Annotated in this window: 18 protein-coding genes; 5 read left to right on the forward strand and 13 right to left on the reverse strand. The window is 66.8% G+C overall.

Annotation, left to right across the window (positions count from 1 at the left end; translation table 11 throughout):
* Positions 1-83: 83 nt before the first annotated feature.
* The 7 genes from HBF26_RS08575 to HBF26_RS08605 all read right to left on the reverse strand — a co-directional run bounded on the left by HBF26_RS08575 (position 84) and on the right by HBF26_RS08605 (position 5,065).
* Positions 84-992, reverse strand: coding sequence for an NAD(P)/FAD-dependent oxidoreductase (locus HBF26_RS08575; RefSeq protein ID WP_167125029.1), 909 nt, complete (start codon positions 990-992; stop codon positions 84-86).
* Positions 982-1,446: an Rrf2 family transcriptional regulator gene (locus HBF26_RS08580; protein ID WP_167125032.1), complete on the reverse strand. Its 465-nt coding sequence runs from the start codon at positions 1,444-1,446 to the stop codon at positions 982-984. Before HBF26_RS08580 ends, HBF26_RS08575 begins: the two co-directional genes overlap by 11 nt.
* Before the next feature lie 46 nt (positions 1,447-1,492).
* Positions 1,493-2,473 (reverse strand): TolB family protein, encoded by a 981-nt coding sequence (locus tag HBF26_RS08585; protein WP_167125034.1) that lies wholly within the window; start codon positions 2,471-2,473, stop codon positions 1,493-1,495.
* 121 nt (positions 2,474-2,594) lie between these two features.
* Positions 2,595-3,341: a LytR/AlgR family response regulator transcription factor gene (locus tag HBF26_RS08590; RefSeq protein WP_167125036.1), complete on the reverse strand. Its 747-nt coding sequence runs from the start codon at positions 3,339-3,341 to the stop codon at positions 2,595-2,597.
* The gene (locus HBF26_RS08595) at positions 3,338-4,423 is read right to left on the reverse strand and encodes a sensor histidine kinase (protein WP_338039648.1); all 1,086 of its coding nucleotides are present in this window, start codon (positions 4,421-4,423) and stop codon (positions 3,338-3,340) included. Before HBF26_RS08595 ends, HBF26_RS08590 begins: the two co-directional genes overlap by 4 nt.
* Before the next feature lie 216 nt (positions 4,424-4,639).
* Positions 4,640-4,813: a DUF1328 domain-containing protein gene (locus tag HBF26_RS08600; protein WP_167028689.1), complete on the reverse strand. Its 174-nt coding sequence runs from the start codon at positions 4,811-4,813 to the stop codon at positions 4,640-4,642.
* Between the two features lie 33 nt (positions 4,814-4,846).
* The gene (locus tag HBF26_RS08605; RefSeq protein ID WP_167125040.1) at positions 4,847-5,065 is read right to left on the reverse strand and encodes a CsbD family protein; all 219 of its coding nucleotides are present in this window, start codon (positions 5,063-5,065) and stop codon (positions 4,847-4,849) included.
* 229 nt (positions 5,066-5,294) lie between these two features.
* On the opposite strand from HBF26_RS08605, the gene HBF26_RS08610 reads away from it, so the two are divergent.
* Entirely contained in the window at positions 5,295-6,071 is a 777-nt protein-coding gene (locus HBF26_RS08610; protein WP_167125042.1) for an isocitrate lyase/PEP mutase family protein, read from the forward strand.
* On the opposite strand, the gene HBF26_RS08615 is transcribed toward HBF26_RS08610, so the two are convergent.
* Genes HBF26_RS08615 through HBF26_RS08635 form a run of 5 tightly spaced genes read right to left on the reverse strand, consistent with a single transcriptional unit; the run spans position 6,068 to position 9,811 of the window.
* Positions 6,068-6,799, reverse strand: coding sequence for a pseudouridine synthase (locus HBF26_RS08615; RefSeq protein ID WP_167125044.1), 732 nt, complete (start codon positions 6,797-6,799; stop codon positions 6,068-6,070). The two genes, HBF26_RS08610 and HBF26_RS08615, sit on opposite strands and share 4 nt — an antisense overlap.
* Before the next feature lie 3 nt (positions 6,800-6,802).
* Positions 6,803-8,452 carry a ubiquinone biosynthesis regulatory protein kinase UbiB gene (ubiB, locus tag HBF26_RS08620; protein ID WP_167125046.1) on the reverse strand — a complete coding sequence of 550 codons (1,650 nt, stop codon included), beginning with the start codon at positions 8,450-8,452 and terminating at the stop codon, positions 6,803-6,805.
* Positions 8,449-9,117, reverse strand: coding sequence for a ubiquinone biosynthesis accessory factor UbiJ (locus tag HBF26_RS08625; RefSeq protein WP_167125048.1), 669 nt, complete (start codon positions 9,115-9,117; stop codon positions 8,449-8,451). The genes ubiB and HBF26_RS08625 overlap by 4 nt, the downstream gene beginning before the upstream one ends.
* Positions 9,118-9,138: 21 nt before the next feature.
* Positions 9,139-9,606: a tRNA (cytidine(34)-2'-O)-methyltransferase gene (locus HBF26_RS08630; protein WP_167125050.1), complete on the reverse strand. Its 468-nt coding sequence runs from the start codon at positions 9,604-9,606 to the stop codon at positions 9,139-9,141.
* 7 nt (positions 9,607-9,613) lie between these two features.
* Positions 9,614-9,811, reverse strand: a complete 198-nt coding sequence (locus HBF26_RS08635; RefSeq protein WP_167125052.1) for a hypothetical protein — start codon at positions 9,809-9,811, stop codon at positions 9,614-9,616.
* A 385-nt stretch (positions 9,812-10,196) separates the two neighbouring features.
* Between HBF26_RS08635 and HBF26_RS08640 the strand changes: the two genes are divergently transcribed.
* The 3 genes from HBF26_RS08640 to HBF26_RS08650 all read left to right on the forward strand — a co-directional run bounded on the left by HBF26_RS08640 (position 10,197) and on the right by HBF26_RS08650 (position 16,472).
* Positions 10,197-13,082 carry a M16 family metallopeptidase gene (locus HBF26_RS08640; RefSeq protein ID WP_167125054.1) on the forward strand — a complete coding sequence of 962 codons (2,886 nt, stop codon included), beginning with the start codon at positions 10,197-10,199 and terminating at the stop codon, positions 13,080-13,082.
* Between the two features lie 87 nt (positions 13,083-13,169).
* Positions 13,170-13,577, forward strand: a complete 408-nt coding sequence (locus tag HBF26_RS08645) for a DUF4156 domain-containing protein (protein WP_167125055.1) — start codon at positions 13,170-13,172, stop codon at positions 13,575-13,577.
* A 93-nt stretch (positions 13,578-13,670) separates the two neighbouring features.
* On the forward strand, positions 13,671-16,472 hold the full coding sequence (locus HBF26_RS08650; RefSeq protein WP_167125056.1) for a M16 family metallopeptidase: 2,802 nt from the start codon (positions 13,671-13,673) through the stop codon (positions 16,470-16,472).
* A 9-nt stretch (positions 16,473-16,481) separates the two neighbouring features.
* Here the strand turns inward: HBF26_RS08650 and HBF26_RS08655 are convergent, their stop codons facing one another.
* Positions 16,482-17,393: a LysR family transcriptional regulator gene (locus HBF26_RS08655; RefSeq protein WP_167125525.1), complete on the reverse strand. Its 912-nt coding sequence runs from the start codon at positions 17,391-17,393 to the stop codon at positions 16,482-16,484.
* A 119-nt stretch (positions 17,394-17,512) separates the two neighbouring features.
* Here HBF26_RS08655 and HBF26_RS08660 point away from each other — a divergent pair, with 119 nt between their 5' ends.
* A complete protein-coding gene (locus HBF26_RS08660) occupies positions 17,513-18,256 on the forward strand; it encodes an SDR family oxidoreductase (protein ID WP_167125057.1) in 744 nt (247 codons plus the stop codon).

Consider the following 18,256-nt stretch of genomic DNA (forward strand, 5'->3'; position numbering starts at 1 on the left):
TTCGCGGCGAATTGGTTTACACGCATACGCAGACGGAGTTGTGTCCGTGAACTCCTGTAGAGGTTGTTGGTGGTGATCCGCCTTCAGGTTCCAGCGGGCTCGAACACGAGTGCCTGATGCAGAGCCGTGCCTGCGGTCACGCCATCGGCAGCCGCCCAAGTCGCGTTATGCGGTACGCGTGCCGCATCACCAGCCGCGTAGACACCGGGTACCGTGGTCAACCTGGAGGCATCGGTACGGATGATGGGGCCGACCGGGCCATCCTCCAGTTTGCAGCCGAGTTGCTCGGCGATCGGACTGTTCAGCCGGGTGCGTGGCGCGAGATAGAGTGCATCGATGTCGATCTCTCGACCGTCCGACAGGAGGATGGCGGACAGCGACGTATTGTCACCGCGGAGTTCGAGGACGGGAGCGGGCTCGATCACCACGCCGCGTCGATGCAGTTTGGCCGTCGTCTCGGCATCCGGTGCCTCGCCGCCGTTTAGATAAAACGTCGTCGGGCCCCAGTCAGCGATCAACTGCGCCTGATGCGCTGATAGCGGCATCGTCTGGAGCACGCCGAGGCGTCCGCCCGCGTATTCGAAGCCGTGGCAATAGGGGCAATGCAGCACACTCTTGCCCCAGCGTTCCGCGAGACCCGGTACATCGGGCAGCGTGTCGGAGATCCCGAAAGCCAGCACGAGTTTGGTCGCGGTCAGCACGTCGTCGTTGGCAAGCCGAATCTCGAACCCGCCGGAAATGGCGGACGCACCGACAGCCTCTCCGGCAATCGTTCGCACGGTCGGATATCGCTGAAGTTGCGCACGCGCCTTCGCGATCATGGCCTTTGGGTCATCGCCATCCTGTCCGAAGAAGCCATGCGACGCATCCGCGAAGCGGTTTCGCGGAAGGCCGGTGTCGATGACGCACACCGAGCGACGAGCGCGGGCGATGTGAATGGCGGCGGACAGCCCTGCGAAGCTGCCGCCGACAACGATCGCGTCATGCTGCATGAACGCTCTCCAGGTCGATGGTTTTCCCGCTCGCGACCATGCGAGCGTGGAAGTCGGCACTGAGCGCCGCGAGCGTCACCTCGCCGAAGCGGTCGAGCAACAGGGCTTCGGCGTCGCGAAACGCACCGTCGAGCGCGGCATTGACCGCCTGCTCCACGAGGCAGCCCGGCGATTCGGTGCGATGGCCCAGTGCGAAGGGCTCCGGTGCGCCGAGGGCGGTGTAAACGTCACGCAAGGTGATCGAGGCGAGGTCTCGCGCCATCGTCCAGCCCCCGCCATGGCCTTTTTCCGAGCGCACGAAGCCCATGTCGCGAAGGCCCGCCATGATCCGGCGGACGACGACGGGGTTGGTCTGCATGGCTCTGGCCATGGCCTCGGAGGTGACGGGAGCCCCGGCCTCGGCCATGTGCAGAAGGACGTGGAGCACGCCCGACAAACGACTGTCTCTTTTCATGCAACTTTATATATTGCATGAGTTGGGAAAAATCAATGCGCCTCGCTCACCGGGGCGTTTCCTTCAGCCCATGCCGGCGCAGCACGTCCGAAATATCGAACCGCCACAGGTTGCGCGAACCGTTCAACGGTCCGGACAGCCTTTGCTGCAACGAGGCCGCATCGTCACGCTTCTTCGGAAACGCTACCGCAGGCTGGCGATCGCTCGCGACATACAGTTCGCCGAAATGCGGACCGAGGGACGGCGCGTTTTCCAGCCCCTCGCTGTTCACGTCGCCAGCGAGGTGCTCGGGTTTGCCCCAGCGCCCGTCCGCCTCGCGGAAGGCGATGTAGAGGTCGGCGCGACCGAGCGAATCGCCCTCGTCGCCGGCGTAGACGATGAAGCGCTGGGCGGGATCGATGGCCGGGTCCATGCGATTCCGGGTCATGTCGCCGAGCTCGACGCGCTGCGGCGGTGCGAGGCCCTGAGGGGTCTGGCGCGACACATAGATCTGGAACAATCTGCCGGAATCGGCACGGTGTGCGGAGAAGTACACGTCGCCGTTGGCGGCGATCGAAGGGTTGTAGATCATGGCGCCATCGTTGAGCGCACCTTCGACATGCACGGGATGGCCCCAGCGGCCGTTCGTGTCCCGCGGCACGTACCAGAGGTTGGTCCCCGGAAAACGGTGTCCGCCCATTTCGGCGACAAGCGGTGCGTCACCGGAGTGCGGTGGTCTGTTGGACACGAAATACAGGCGGCGACCATCCGGTGAGAACGTGGGCTCGGAGTCGTGCCACTCGCCCGAGAACGCAGGCACCTCGGGCGTGGACCATTGCCCTTCCTGGCGTCGGGACAGCAGCAGGGTATCGTCCTTTTCCGCCAGGTCGGAGCGCATGAAGACCAGCGTGTTGCCGTCGGGCGATACGGCGGCGGTGGTTTCCTGAAGGCCGGTGGAAACGATGCCCGGGGCGAGTAGATCGCCGGCGGTGGCGGCATGGCAGGAGAGGGCCAGTGCCATGGCCCAGGCGATGCGGTACGAAGTCATGCGTGGCTTCCTTGTGGGGCGAGAACGCAGGGTGGACCGTCACCGGAGTGTTCGCGCCGGGTTTGTGACGAACGGTCGTATCGCGGCGACAAGCGGAAGGCGTCGCGGGGGAAGGGTGATCTCAGGCGATGCCGAGCGCCCGTCGGGCATGCACACGGAAGCGGCGGCTCAGGTTGAGGCGTGTGCCATCGTGGAGGACGACCTCGGCATTTCCCTGGAACAACGGATGAACTTCGCGAATGCGCTCGATGTTCACCAGCGTGCCACGGTGAATGCGGAGGAAGCGTTGCGGATCGAGCGTGGCGAGCAGGCCGCGAAGCGTATCGCGGTGCAGGTAACACTGTGTGCCGAGGTGGATCTGCACGTAGTTGCCGTCCGCCTCTATCCAGTCGATGGCATCGGTGGCGATCACCCGCACGTGCTCGCCCACGCGCACGCTTATCCGCTGCAGCGGAAGGGTCGATGCCATTGGCACCTTTGTCGGCGTGTGCGCATGCAGGCCGTGCCAGTGTCGCCGCACGCGGTCCATCGCCTGGTCGAAGCGTGCCTGGTCGAGCGGCTTCAGCACATAGTCGAGCGCATTGGCATCGAATGCGCGCAGCGCATGCTGGTCGTATGCGGTGGTGAACACGACCATCGGCAAGGTGTCGGGCTTCAGCTCGCCCAGCAGTTCGAAACCGTCCAGGCCGGGCATGCGGATATCGAGGAAAAGAAGGTCGGGAGTGAGCGCGGCATAGGCCTGCAAGGCTTCGGCCGCGTTTCCGCATTCCCCGACGATCTCCACGTTCGGGTGCGCGCAGAGTGCCTGTCGCAGCGCCAGGCGTGCCAGGACCTCGTCGTCCACCAGCAGCGTGCGTATCGCCTTCATGCCGCGTACTCGCGGAACGGGAAGCGCAGCTCCACGCACGTGCCGCCGTCGGCGTTGCGGCTCAGTTCCATGCTGGCTTCCGCACCGAACAGCACGTCGAGCCGCGCACGGGTATTGCCCAGCCCCACACCTTCGCTCACCCCGCCGGGAGGCAGGCCAAGGCCATCGTCGTCGACGCGCAGGTGGAGCACGTGGCCTTCCCGGTGGCTGGCGACACGCAGCTTGCCGGGCTCGGCCTTGGCAAGCAGACCGTGGCGCAGGGCGTTCTCCACCAGCGGCTGCAGGATCATGCTGGGCACGGAGGCGCGCAGCGTGTCGTCCGCCACGTCCAGGCGCGTCGAGAGGCGATCCTGGAAGCGCACCTGCTGGATGTCCAGGTAGCAGCGCAGGAATTCCACCTCCTGCGACAGCGGCACCTGTTGCGCATGCCGCTGCTCCAGGGTCATGCGCAGGAAGTCGCTGAGCCGCGCGATCATCAGGCGGGCCCGCAGGGGCTCGGCCAGGGCGAGGGCAGAGATCGCATTGAGCGTGTTGAACAGGAAGTGCGGCTGCAACTGCATGCGCAGGGCCTGCAATTGCGACTGCGCCAGTTGTGTCTCGAGCCGCGCATTGCGCAGGCGTTCGTCACGCAGCCGTCGACGCGATTCCAGACCCCGCAGCACGACGAGGATGAGCCAGTAGGTGAGCAGGGCCAGGTGGAAGTTGTAGGCGAACTGCATGCCCACGAAACCCGCGAGCGAATGCACGGGCGCATGGCCCGGCCCGCACAGGACCCAGAACACCGACAGCTGGGCCAGCATCTGAACCAGGGCCACCAGCAGGCTTGCCGGTACGTGCACGGCGCAGAAGCGTTGCCACCCCGCGCCCGTTGCCTGACGCCCGAACCAGCCGACGAGCGGTGCCAGAACCATCCACAGCCAGAAGTTGGCCAGGTTCCAAACGAGCGCACGTGGCCAGTCCGGCGTACGGCCCTCGCTGATGGACGAGAGCACCGCGCTGACCGAGTACGAGAGCGCAAGGAGCGTCCAGAAACCGAACGCCAGCGCTGGCCGCGCCAGCCGGGCGTCCCGGATCGAGTTCACGTCGGATGCCTCCCCATGCGAGCCAGGAGGCAGTGTGCGGCCAACCCGCGACCGGGGAAAGTGCGGTGAGGACGAGCGGCACGCTGGCGGTGACGAGCGGCATGGCCGCATCCTGGTAACGCTGTTATCGCTCTTCCTTGCCCGGGGGCTATGCGATGAACCAAAAAAAGCCCCGGTCTGGGGCCGGGGCTTTGAGTGTTCTCAAGGTGCTGCCGACTAGACTCTCGGCCCGCGACGCAGACCGCCGAACAGCAGCGAAAGAATGAACAGGATCAGGAAGACCACGAAAAGGATCTTCGCGATGCTGGCGGCACCGGCGGCGATGCCGGTGAAGCCGAAGACCGCGGCAATAAGCGCGATCACGAAAAAGATGACGGCCCAATGAAGCATGGTGTGGGTCTCCTTCAGCGAATGGGGGTGAGATCAGTGCTTCCGATCGTGCTGTTCGAATTCCTTGCGGAATTCCTTTACCTGCCTTTCGGCCTCGTCCTTTGCAACGCCATAGCGCTCCTGGACCTTGCCGGCGAGGTACTCGCTGCTGCCTTCGGCAACCTTGAGGTCGTCGTCGGTCAACTTCCCCCACTTCTCCTTCACCTTGCCGCTCAGCTGCTTCCACTGGCCCTTGAGGGTGTCTTCGTTCATGGCGTTTCCTCGATCGATGTGGCCGGCACGACGGCTGTCGCCAGGCCGGGTCGGGGGCCATTCGAGCATCGAGGTGTTGAACGCCGTGTCTGTGACGGGTGAGGCGGTGGCTCACCGCGTCTTGGCGTCTCCTACACGGTCCATGCGCCGAATCGGCGCCCGAAACGCGGTTGCGGTCCTGCCGGACTTGGGAGATGGTGGCTCGACCTTCGTCCCGGGAAAACGCCGCATGAATGCCCAACGACTCCGCGATCTGCACAATGGATCGGCCCTCCTTGTGCTCCCCAACGCGTGGGACGCTGCCAGCGCCGCGGTGGTGCAGCATGCCGGCGCCAGCGCCGTTGCCACGACCAGCGCCGGCGTGGCCTGGTCCTGCGGTTGGCCGGATGGCGATCGCTTGCCGGCGGAGGAGATGTTGGCGGCGCTCCGCCGTATCGTCCGCGTGATCGATGTTCCCCTTACGGCCGACATCGAAGAGGGATGCGACGACGAACCGTCCGCGGTGGCCTCGTTTGTATCCCGTCTCGTGGACGCGGGCGTGGCGGGCATCAACATCGAGGATGGCAACAAGGACCCGGCGCTGCTGGCGGCGAAACTGCGCGCGATACGCGACGCCCTCGGGGAACGCGACCTCTTCATCAACGCGCGCACCGACGTCTTCCTTCGCGGCGTGGCTTCGGGCGACGCGGGTGTGGAAGAAGTGCTACGGCGCGGCGCGCTTTATCGCGACGCGGGCGCGGACGGGCTCTTCGTGCCTGGCATCAAGATCGTCGACGAGGTGCGCCGGGTGGCGGGCGGGATCGCACCCATGCCGCTCAATGTCATGCTGGTGCCCGGGCTCCCGTCGCGCCAGGAGCTGTTCGACGCCGGTGCGCGCCGGCTGAGCGCCGGTATCGCGCTTTCGCTGGAAGCGTATGTGGCGGCCGGGCGCAAGGCCGCCGAACTGCTGGAACGGGAGGGGCCGGACGTCGGGTATGGCACCCTCAACGAGTGGCTGGCTCGCTAGAACCTGCCCGGGGAGGCATCCATCCACGATGCGCATGCCTCTTGCCACGCAAAACGTTCCAGGAGGCGGACCCAGGTATCGTCCAGGCCGGCGGCGACGGTGAGGGGACGTCCGTTGGCCGGATGAAAGAAGGACAACGACGCCGCGTGCAGAAGCAGCCGATGCGAGGCGAAGTGTTGCTTGAACAGGCGATTGTGGTCGCCGCGGCCGTGTTGGCTATCGCCCACGATCGGATGATGGATATGGGCGAAGTGCTTGCGGATCTGGCGGAAGCGACCCGTCTGCGGTTCCGCCGCCACCAGAGCGTAGCGCTGCTTCTCGTAACGGCCCAGTGGAATGTCCACCTCGACGGTGGCAAGGCGGCGATAGTCGGTTCGGGCATCCTTGCGCGGCCCGGTGTCGCGTGAGCCGGGAAGGGGATAGTCCACCGTTCCCTCGGTGGGCTCCGGCCACCCGCGAACGACCGCGAGGTAGCGCTTGCGCACGCTGCGCCCCATGAATTGCTCGCCGAGCTGCGCGGCCATCTCGGGCGAACGCGCGACCAGCAACACGCCGGACGTCGCCCGATCGAGGCGGTGCGCCAGATGCAACCGGCCTTCCACCTGCTCCCGCAGCAGGTCGACGAGGAAGGCGTCGTCCGGGCCCACGAACTTCGACCGGTGCACGGCGAGGTTCGCGGGCTTGTTGACGGCGACGAGGTCGTCGTCCTGGTAGAGGATTTCCAGCACGGCTCAGGGCAGGCGGCGCGGCCAGCCCGCGGCGAACGCGACGAGGCCCGCAACCGCGACGGCCGCGGCCGGCCACACCGCCCGCGGCGCCAGCGTGCCGATGAGCGCGGCACAGACCAGCAGCGCCGAGCCGAGCAAGGCGCACGCCACGAGCCGCCGCATGCGCCGCGCATCCTCGCGCGCCAGCGCAAGCGCCACCGGGTCCGCTACCTGCATCTGCCGCCCGCTCGCCACCTGGCGCAGGGCGTCGCGAACGAGTTCCGGCATGCGCGGGGCGTTGTGCATCCACTCGGGCAGGCGTCGACGCACGTCGCGGAGCGTGCTGCGCACGCTGTAGCGTTCGCGCAGGATACGCCGCAGCACCGGATGCGCGACGGCCCAGATATCGATCTCCGGATCGAGCATGCGGCCGACGCCCTCGATATTGAGCAGCGTCTTCTGCAGCAGGATGAGTTGCGGTTGCAGCGTCAGTTCGAAGCGGCGCGCGGTCTGGAACAGCTTGACCACCAGTTCCGCGATGGAGATCTGCGCTAGCGGGCGGGTGAAGTACGGTTCGCACACCGTACGCACGGCGGCTTCCAGTTCGTCGATGCGGATGGTGGAAGGCATCCAGCCCGCCGCCACATGCAGCTGCGCGATGCGCGCGTAGTCGCGCTCGAACAGCGCGATGAAGTTTTCCGCCAGCCAGTATTGGTCCGCTTCGGGAAGCGATCCCATGATGCCGAAGTCGAGTGCGATGAAACGCGGTTCCTCCAGGCGCGAGGTGTCCACCCAGATGTTTCCCGGATGCGCGTCGGCGTGGAAGAAGTTGTCGCGGAACACCTGTTCGTAGAAGAGCCTGACGCCCTTCTCCGCTAGCTGCTTGCGATCGAGACCCGCGGCGTCGATCGCTTCGATGTCGTCGGAGCTCACGCCACGTACGCGTTCGAGCGTCAGCACGCGTTCGGTGCTGTAGTCCCAGTGCACTTCCGGCACGTAGAGGTCGATGCCGCTGGCGAAGTTCCGGCGCAGCAGGCTGGCGCTGGCGCCTTCCCGCTGCAGGTCGAGCTCGTTCGAGAGCATCTTCTCGACTTCGGCCACCACATCGAGCGGGCGGATCTTGTCGGCGTTGGGATGCCAGCGCTGGGCGAGTCGGCCGAGCGCGTGCAGGAGGTCGACGTCGCGCGCGATGCGTCGGTCGATGCCGGGGCGCAACACTTTCACCACCACCTCGCGGCCGTCGTGCAGCGTCGCGGCGTGCACCTGGGCGATGGATGCGGAGGCCAGCGCGATTTCGTCGAAGGCCGCGAACAGGGTGCCGATGGGCGCGCGCAGTTCCCGTTCGACGATGGCGCGCGCCTCGCTGCCCGGAAACGGGGGAACCTGGTCCTGCAGCAGGGCAAGCTCGTCGGCCACATCGGCGGGCACGAGGTCGCGGCGCGTGGAGAGCACCTGCCCCGCCTTGACGAAGATGGGGCCGAGTTCGGTCAGCGCGAGACGAAGGCGCGCACCGCGCGGCAGCCCGCGCACATCGGCCGGTGGCCCCGGAAACAGCGGACGCACGAGCTTCAGCGGACGAAAGAGGTGCGCGCTGTCAACCAGTTCGTCGAGTTGGTACTTGAGGAGGACGGCGGTGACGCGCAGCAGGCGCGGCGCAAGGCGCAGCGACGTCATGCGCCATGCTCCTTCAGCGCGCGCTCGAGCCGGGCCAGCCGTGCCTCGGCGCGCTCGGTGCGCTCGCGCACCGCGTCCACGCCGTCGAGGAATCCATCCATCTCGCCGGGCGCCACCGCCACCCGGCCCTCGTCGCGCAGCCAGTCGGCGGTGTCCTCGCCGAGGTGCGCGAACGATTCCTTCGCGTGCGTCAGTGCTTCACGCAGCGCCTTGGCCAGCGGCACTCCGACGACATCGCCGAAGGTCCTGGCAAACGCCTCCTCGACGTCGGGTGCGTACTGCCTCGCAAGGCGTTCCAGCCGGCGGGCCAGCTCGGCGTCGCCGGCGATCTCCACCTTGCCCGGGGCCACGCCGTCCTCGTCGCGCCGGAGCGCCATGGCCAGCAGGCTGCCCGGCGAAGCATTGACGCGGAGGCTGCCGCCCTCTTCGGGCGGCCCGACCCGGAGCCGGCCCTTGCCGACCGAGATGCGCAGCGCCAGCTCAGGACCGTCCAGGTGCACCTGAACGCTGCGGCCTTCGAGGGCGTCGAGCCGAGAGCGTGTGTCCGGGTCGAGGTCGACCGCACGATTGAGCGCGACTTCCATCGCGCGGCCGGCAAGGACACGCAAGGGACGGGGCAGGAAACGGTTGGGGCCGGCGTCGGCCGCGGGGCGATCGGTGGTCATGCCCCGGATTGTAGCTTGGGCCTAGGTAGCCGCGCCGTCGAACCCCGCCTGGCGCCAGGCCTCGAATACCGCGACCGCCACCGCGTTCGACAGATTGAGGCTGCGGTTGCCGGGGCGCATGGGCAGGCGGATGCGCTGCTCGTCCGGAATCGCGTCGAGCACGGCGTCCGGCAGGCCGGCGGTTTCGCAGCCGAACAGCAGCGCGTCATTTTCCTGGAAGGCGACGTCCGTATGCAGCCGGCGGCCCCGGGTGGAGAAGGCAAAGACGCGAGGGTGGCCGATCGCGGCGAGGCAGGCGTCGAGGTCGTCGTGGACGGCGACGCGGGCGAACTCGTGGTAATCCAGTCCGGCGCGGCGCAGGCGGGTGTCGTCCAGCTCGAAGCCAAGCGGTCGCACGAGGTGCAAAGCCGCGCCGGTATTGGCGCAGAGGCGGATCACGTTGCCCGTATTGGGCGGAATCTCAGGTCGGAACAGGATGACGTGGGGCATGCGCCCATTATGAGGCCGCGAAGGGGCACACGACGCCATCCGGCGGGAGCGGGCAGGCCGGCGCGGTGCTGCCGACGCTCGCCGCACCCACATGGGCCAGCTGGATCGGCTCGCCGGCGTAGGTGAGCATGTTGCCGAGGATCAGGCCACAGACCAGCAGCGAGGCCACCAGCAGGCTGCGGAGCATCAGAAGTTCGTGTTTCATGGTGTCGTTTCCTTGCATCGTGTGGGTACGCATGGTCAGAACATCTGGCCGAGGGTCAGGCCGCAGATCAGCATCGTGGTGACCAGCAGGCTGCGGAGCATCAGCATTTCGTACTTCATGGCGTTCTCCTCGTCGGGGTGCCGGCGGTGTATCCACCGGCTTCGTATGCCTAGTAACGCAAACGCCGTGCCAGCTTTTAAGTTCGCGCAATCAGCTGATTCGCATGAGGTTTGTCAGATCGCCCCGATACGCGTGTCTGTCCGCGGACACTGCCCGCGCCCGAGCGGACACCGTCCGCGACCATGACCAGGGGCCGATTGCGCCGGACGGACGACGCGGGCTAGCCTCGATGAGTCGAGGCCACGAAGGCCCTGAGGAGCCATAGATGAAGAAGCGCTACACCCTGCTTGCCGCGGGGCTGATGTTCCTGGTCGGTGCCGTGTCCGCCGCCCCCGCGTCGACCGACGCCATTCCCGATATCCCCTTCACCCGATTCCAGTTGTCCAACGGACTCACCGTGGTGGTCCACGAGGACCATAAGGCGCCCGTGGTCGCGGTCAGCATCTGGTACCACGTCGGTTCCGCCGACGAGCCGAAGGGCAAGACGGGTTTCGCGCACCTCTTCGAGCACCTCATGTTCTCGGGCTCCGAGAACCGCAAGGGCACGTACTTCCAGCCGTTCGAACTGGCCGGCGCCACCGACATGAACGGCACCACCTGGTTCGACCGCACGAACTACTTCGAAACCGTGCCCACCACCGCGCTCGACATGGCGCTGTGGATGGAGTCCGACCGCATGGGCCACCTGCTCGGTGCCATCGGCCAGAAGGAACTCGACACGCAGCGCGGCGTGGTGCAGAACGAAAAGCGCCAGGGCGAAAACCGCCCGTATGGCCGCGTCGACGAGAACGTCCTGCTCAACACCTATCCGGCGAATCACCCCTACCACCACGACACCATCGGCTCCATGGCCGACCTGGACGCCGCCTCGCTCGCCGACGTCAAGAAGTGGTTCCACGACTACTACGGCGCCGCGAACACCACCCTGGTGCTGGCTGGCGACATCACGCCGGCGCAGGCGAAGGCAAAGGCCGAGAAATACTTCGGCGACATTCCGGCCGGCCCGCCGGTACCCCGCCAGCAGCCGTGGATCACCCCGCTGCAAACCTCCACGCGCGGCGTGCAGCACGACCAGGTGGCGCAGGTGCGCATCCTGCGTACGTGGGTCGTGCCGCAACTCGGCAGCGACGACGCCATCCAGCTCGACCTCGCCACCACCGTGCTCGGCGGCGGCAAGACCTCGCGCCTCTATCAGCGCCTCGTGTACCAGGACAAGCTCGCCGACGACGTCAGCGTCGGCATCGCTCCGTTCGCCCTTGCCGGCCAGGTGCAGCTCAGCGTCGACGTGAAGAACGGCGTCGACCCCGCGAAGGTCGAAGCAGCCATCGCCGACGTATGGAAGGAATTCCTGGCCAACGGTCCGACAGACGACGAGCTGGCTCGCGCCAGGGTCGTCAACAGCGCGGGCTTCATCCGCGGCATCGAGAAAGTGGGTGGATCCGGCAAGGCGGCGATCCTTGCCGAGGGGCAGGTGTACCGGAACGATCCGGCGGCCTATAAGAAAGACCTGGAACGCGCGCAGGGGGCTACGGTTGCCTCGGTGCTGAAGGCTTCCAAGACCTGGCTGGCGAAGGGCGACTACACCCTTACCGTGCTTCCGGCCGCTCCCGGTTTCGATCCCGAGGCCGAAGACAAGGCGGTGGTGGGGCTCGGTCCTGCGGGCAAGAAGCCCGCCCCTGTGTTGCCGAAGCCCGGCAACTACACCGTGGCCAAGTCGGACGTGGACCGCGCCAAGGGCGTGCCTTCGGTCGACAGCTTCCCCAACCTCGTCTTCCCGGCCCTTCAGCGCGGCAAGCTGAAGAACGGCGTGGAAGTGGTGCTCGCCGAACGCCACACCGTGCCGGTGACGCAGGTGCAGGTGCTCTTCGACGCCGGCTACGCCGCCGACCAGGGCCGCAAGCTCGGCACGGCAAGCTTCACCTCCACGTTGCTGGAAGAAAGCACGGCGTCGCTGGATTCGGTGGAAGTGGCCCGTCGCAAGGAACGCCTCGGCGCCTTCGTCACCGCCAACTGCTCGCTGGACACCTGTGCCGTCGGGCTCAACGCGCTCAATGCGCAGTTGAAGCCTTCGCTGGACCTGTTCGCCGATATCGTGCGCCATCCGGCGTTCAAGGCGGAGGACATCGAGCGCATCCGCGGGCAGTGGCTCGCCGGCATCGCGCAGGAAAAGACCGAACCGACCGGGCTCGCGCTGCGCACGCTTCCGCCGCTGCTTTACGGCCCGGGCCACGCCTACGGCATTCCGTTCACCGGTAGCGGCACCGCCGAGGCCATCGCCTCGCTGAAAGCCGACGACCTGAAGGCCTTCCAGCGCGACTTCCTGCGCCCCGACAACATGCGCATCCTCGTGGCCGGGGACACCACGCTGGCCGAGATCCTGCCGCAACTGAATGCGGTCTTCGGCGACTGGACGCCGCCGGCAAGCCCCGTGCCGAAGAAGAACCTGGGCATGGTCGCCGTGCAGCCCAAGCCGCGCGTCTTTCTCATCAACCGCACCGACGCGCCGCAGTCGCTCATCCTCGCCGGCCTGATCGCGCCCTCGACGAAGGCGAAGAACGCGCTCGACCTGGGTATCGCCAACGGCGCGTTCGGCGGCACGTTCACCTCGCGACTCAACATGAACCTGCGCGAGGAAAAGCGCTGGGCGTATGGCGCCGGCAGCATGCTGTCGGATGCGCAGGGGCAGCGCCCCATGCTCATCTACGCGCCCGTGCAGACGGACAAGACGGCGCAGTCGGCGGAGGAAATCCTTAAGGAAGCGAAGGCCGTCGTCGGCGCGAAGCCGTTGACCGACGACGAGATCGCCAAGATTCGCGCGCAGCGCGTGCGCGCCCTCCCGGGCAGCTTCGAGACCACCAGCGCCGTGCTCGGCGCGATGACCGGCATCCTCGTGTACGACCGCCCCGACGACTACGTGCAGACGTTGAAGCCGCGCATCGAGGCGGTGGATCGCCGCGCCGCCGAGGCCGCCTTGTCCGAGGTGGTTCGCCCCGACGCACTCACGTGGGTGATCGTGGGCGACCTGCGCAAGATCGAGGCCCCCATCCGGGCGCTGAACCTCGGCGAGGTGCAGGTCATCGATGCCGACGGTCACCCGGTGAAACAGGCGGGTGCGGGGAAGGACAAGCACGAGGCAGCCCCCGCGAACTGAACGGCAGGGAGGCGCGATCCACGCATGGATCGCGCCTCGACGTCATCCCCGTTAGCATAAGCGCCGAACGTTCGGCCGGAGCCTCCCATGCGCAAGATCCTCCTTCTCCTCATTCCACTCGCGCTTTCCGGTTGCGACTGGGGTATCAAGCTCGACGACAGCGCGCGCAACGTGCGCACGGCGTGGAACGGCGACGTCGGCAGCTGCCGCGATCAAGGCAAGATCACCGTCTCGGTCACCAGCCGTATCGGTCCCGTCGATCGCAACGACCTGAAGGTGCGCGACGAACTCGAAGTGATGGCCCGCAACGAAGCCGCGAAGATGGGTGCCGACACGGTGAAGCCGCTGGGCGAGCCCAGCAACGGTTCACAGGATTGGGGCGCGTACACATGTGGCAGCCGCACCCTGACGCCGACGCGAAGCGATACGCCGCCTCCGCCGCCGGCGAACACCACGCCGCAGGGCGGTTTCGAAACCGTGCCCCTCAAGAACTGATACACAAACCCCACCTGGGCGGGTGGCACCGACCGATAGGATCGCCACCGCCCGGCACCTAACTTCCATGCTCCATCCGCATGGGAGTTTTGTATGACCGCCTCGTTTTCCGGTGCCGCGCTGTTGCGGGCTGCCGTATTCGCTTCACTGGGCGCGTGGCCCGCGGCGTCCGCCGCGGAGGTCCTTGCCTATCGGAACCTGCGCCTTCCCAACGGCCTGAACGTCGTCGTGCATGAAGACCACAGTGCGCCGATCGTGTCGCTCGCCGTTTGGTATCGCGTGGGTTCCGCCGACGAACCGGCCGGTCGCACCGGTTTCGCCCATCTGTTCGAACACCTCATGTTCCGCGGGTCGAAGCATTACAACGCGCCCTTCCTCGACGCGATGAACGACATGGGCGGCGGAAACGTCAACGCCGATACTTCGTTCGACCACACCGCGTACTACGCCACCGTGCCGACGGCCGCCCTGGACAGGGCGTTATGGCTGGAGTCGGATCGGATGGGGCATCTGCTGGGCCCGCTCGACCACACGCGGCTGACGACCGAGCGCGCGGTCGTCCGTAACGAGCATCGCGACAATCTGGACCTCCCTTACGCGCGTGCATACCCGCATCTGCTCCGGCATCTGTTTCCAGCGAATCATCCCTACCACCACGACGTCGACGGTCACGCGGCGGATCTCGACAACCTCACCGTCGAAGACGCTCGTTCATGGTTCCGCAGCCATTACGGCGCCGCCAATGCCACGCTGGTTATGGCCGGGGACATCACGCCGGAAGCCGCAAGGGAAAAGGCCATGACCTACTTCGGCGACCTGGCGCCGGGCCCCGACCTGATGCGACAGCAGCCGTGGGTCGTTCCGTTGCGTGTAGCGGCTCGCGGCACGATGCACGACCACGTAGCCAAGCACCGTATTGTCCGGGCGTGGCCCATCCCGCAGGCAGGGACCGATGCCGCGGCGCGTTTGCGGCTGGCGGCGCGCATCCTGGGCGACGGCGCCGCGTCGCGCCTGCATGCCCGGCTGGTCACGCAAGACGGTGTGGCCACCGACGTCGCCGCGTACGTTCCGTCCCTCGCACTTGCCGGCATGTTGTGGCTGATCGTCGATGTGGCCGAAGGGGCGGATCCCGCGGCCGTCGAATCGACACTCGATGAGGAATTGCGCCGGTTCCTGGCAAGCGGCCCGGACCGCGACGAGATCGCACTGGCGCAAGTGCAGGAGAACACGGATTTCCTCGCAGCAACCGAGCGGATGGATGCCAAGGCACGACGCCTGGCTCTGGGGCAGGCATTGCACGACGATCCGGGAGAGGAGTGGGTGGCCCAGCTGCGGATGGCACATGCGGATGCGGAGTCGGTACGCCGCGAGGCAGCGGCCTGGCTCAGTCAACCCAGCTACACGCTGTCGGTGCTGCCGGCGCCGGAGGGATTCGACGCCGAGGCCGAAGATGCGTCCGACACGGGCCTTGGCATCGCCGAAGGACAACCTGCGCCGGGGGGCGCAGCGACCGGCGCCTTTCGCGCCGTGCACGGGTGGGCGGTCGACCGCCAGGTCCCGCCGCCCGTCGTCGAAAATGCCGCGGAATTCTCGTTCCCAACCGTGCACCGGAGTCGGCTCCGCCGTGGGTCCACGCTCGTGTCCGCGCAACGTACCGGTTCGCCGTTCGTGCGCGTCCGCTTCCAGTTTGGCGGAGGCAGTGCCGGCGATTTCGGGCGGCTGCCCGGCACTGCGCTGTTCACCCTGTCGCTGCTCGATGGCGCCGCCGCGATGCAGGCAAATCGTTTGGGCGCCACGTTCGAAACCGGTTGCGAGATCGACGCATGCGTGGTCGGCCTGCGCGTGCCTCGCGAGAGGCTGCAAGCCGGCCTCGCGCTCATGGTCGATGCCATCCGTCACAATGTCGGCCAGGACGACATCGATCACGTGCGAACGCAGCGATTGGCGGCAACCGATACGGGCACGATGACGTCCTTCGGCCTCGCCCACGGGCTGATGAATCGCCTGCTTTTCGGCGAAAGCCATCCCTATGGCTTTGCGGCCTTTCCCCATGGCACGCGCGAATCGCTGCAGGCCATGGATGCGGATGCGGTCGGCGCCTATCGTCGCGATTACCTGCGGCCCGACAACCTCACCGTGGTCATGGTCGGGGACGTAACGCACGAGGAGGGCGCACGCGCGCTCGAAAGCGCATTCGAAGAGTGGGTACCTCCCGTCTCGCCGATACCGTCCGTGCCCATGCATACCGTGAAGAGAGAGCCGGGCGATGTGGCCTATCTCGTCGACCGGCCGGGGACCCGGCAAGCACACATTGCCGTCGGCTCACTGGCCCCACCGGCAGGCGAGGACCTGAATCTCGATCTGGCAAGCCAGGTGTTCATCGACCTGCCGGGCTCGCGTCTGAATGCCAACCTGCGGCAAGACAAGGGGTGGAGCTACGGCGTGGCGGGCGGCATGTCCCGTCAACGCGGGCAGCGAACGTTTACCTTCCACGCGCCGGTACAGGCCGATCGCACGGTCGATGCCGTTGCCGAGATTCGCCGCGAGATCTTCGCGCTGGTCGATGGCTCGGCGCCCCTTTCGGAAACGGAAGTGGCCAGCGTGCGGACAGGCCTTGCACGCTCGCTGACGGCGGCGCTGCAAGCGGACAGCGCGGTCATGCTCAATCTTGCCAGCTCGGTGAAGCTTGGGCGCCGCGACGATTTCTGGCAGACGCTGCCTGCCGTGCTGCAAGGTTTGAGCGCGCCGCGGGTCAGCGGCGCGCTGGAGGATCTTCTCCGCACGCAAGGCAGAACCTGGGTGATCGTCGGCGACCGCACCCGTATCGAAGCCCAGCTGCGGCAGCAGTTTCCCGCGTTGCACGTCGTGGACACTGAGGGCCGCGTCGTCGACTGACGATGGCCGTCAGATCATCGTGACGCCCTCGCCGGCACGTGCGCTGAACGTGCCGGCGAGCCAGTCGATGAATACACGCACGCGTGGCGATAGCTGGCGACTGTGCGGATACAGCAGGGATACGGGCGAGGGCGTCGGCGGCTGGTCGGGCAATACGCGCACCAGCGTGCCGTCGGCGAGGTCCTTCGCCACGTGATAGAGCGGCACCTGGATCAGGCCGAGGCCGAGACGAGCGAGCATCGTGTTCGTTTCCGCACCGGAAACGGTCACGACCGACGGCAGCGTGACGTTGCGCACCTCGCCCCCGTGCACGAACTCGAGCGGCAGGGTGCTGCCGGTGGCCGTGGACACGAAGCCGATGGCAACGTGGCCCTCGAGGTCGTCCAGGGTCTGCGGCGTACCATGTCGCTCGAGGTAACCAGGACTGGCGCAGGTCACTTCCTCCAGCATCGCAATGCGCCGGCCCACCATGCTGCTGTCGTGAAGATCGCCGACTCGCAGCACGCAATCCACGCCCTCGCGCACGAGGTCCACCAGGCGGTCGCCCTCACCGATATGCACGCGCAGGCCCGGGTAGCGGGCCAGGAAGTCCGGCAGGTCGGGAAGGACGAAGGCACGCGCGAGGGTGCCGTGCACGTCCACACGAAGTAGTCCGGTCGGCCGCGCGTCCGTGAATGCGGCCTCCGCATCTTCCACGTCCGCCAGGATGGCGAGACAACGTCGATGGTAGGCCTCGCCGTCGAGGGTGGGGCTCACATGACGCGTCGTCCTCTGAAGCAGGCGCACGCCGAGGCGGCTCTCGAGGCGCTTGATGGCCTGGGTCGCCGTCGACCGGGGCAGGTCGAGGTCGCTCGCGGCGAGCGTGAAACTGCGCCGTTCCACGATCCGGACGAAGAGCCGCATGGTGTCGAATCGGTCCAGTGCCATCGAATTGTTCCACTGAATGGAATGCTCTAGTCGAATTCTGGCGGATTATCCGGTGTGAGACAACGCGCATCCTTATCTCAGCCCGGCAATGGCGCCGGAACCGGAGGATCGACATGAACGCGAATACTCAAGCAAAGATTGCCCTCGTCACGGGCGCCTCGCGCGGCATCGGGGCCGCAGTGGCCAAACGCCTCGCCCGGGACGGGTACACCGTGGTGGTGAACTACGCCGGCAGCGCCCAGGCCGCCGAAAACGTCGTGCGTGAGATCGAGTCCGCGGGCGGCCAGGCCATCAGTGCCCAGGGCGACGTGTCCAAGGTGGCCGATGTCCGCCGCCTGTTCGACACCGTCGAAGAGGTCTACGGCGGTATGGACGTGCTCGTGAACAACGCCGGCGTCATGCAGCTCGCGCCGATCGCGGAGCTGACCGAGGAGGACTACGACCGCCTGTTCGACATCAACGTGAAGGGCAGCTTCAACACCATGCGCGAAGCGGCTCGACGCTTGCGCAAGGGCGGCCGCATCGTCAACTTCTCTTCCAGTGTCGTCGGTCTTCTGCAACCTGGCTACGGGCCCTATGCCGCCACGAAGGCCGCGATCGAGGCGGCCACCATGGTGCTTGCCCGCGAACTGCGTGGCCGCGAGATCACGGTGAATGTGATCGCTCCCGGCCCGACCGCGACGGACCTGTTCCTCAACGGCAAGTCGGAAGAACTGGTCGACCGCCTCGCCAAGCTGTCGCCGCTCGAACGCCTGGGCACTCCGGAAGACATTGCGGCGGCCGTGTCCTTCCTCGTCGGAGCGGACGGCGCATGGATCAACGGCCAGGTTCTTCGTGCCAACGGCGGAGTCGTTTGA

The sequence above is a fragment of the Luteibacter jiangsuensis genome, assembly GCF_011742555.1.
GTDB lineage: Bacteria > Pseudomonadota > Gammaproteobacteria > Xanthomonadales > Rhodanobacteraceae > Luteibacter > Luteibacter jiangsuensis.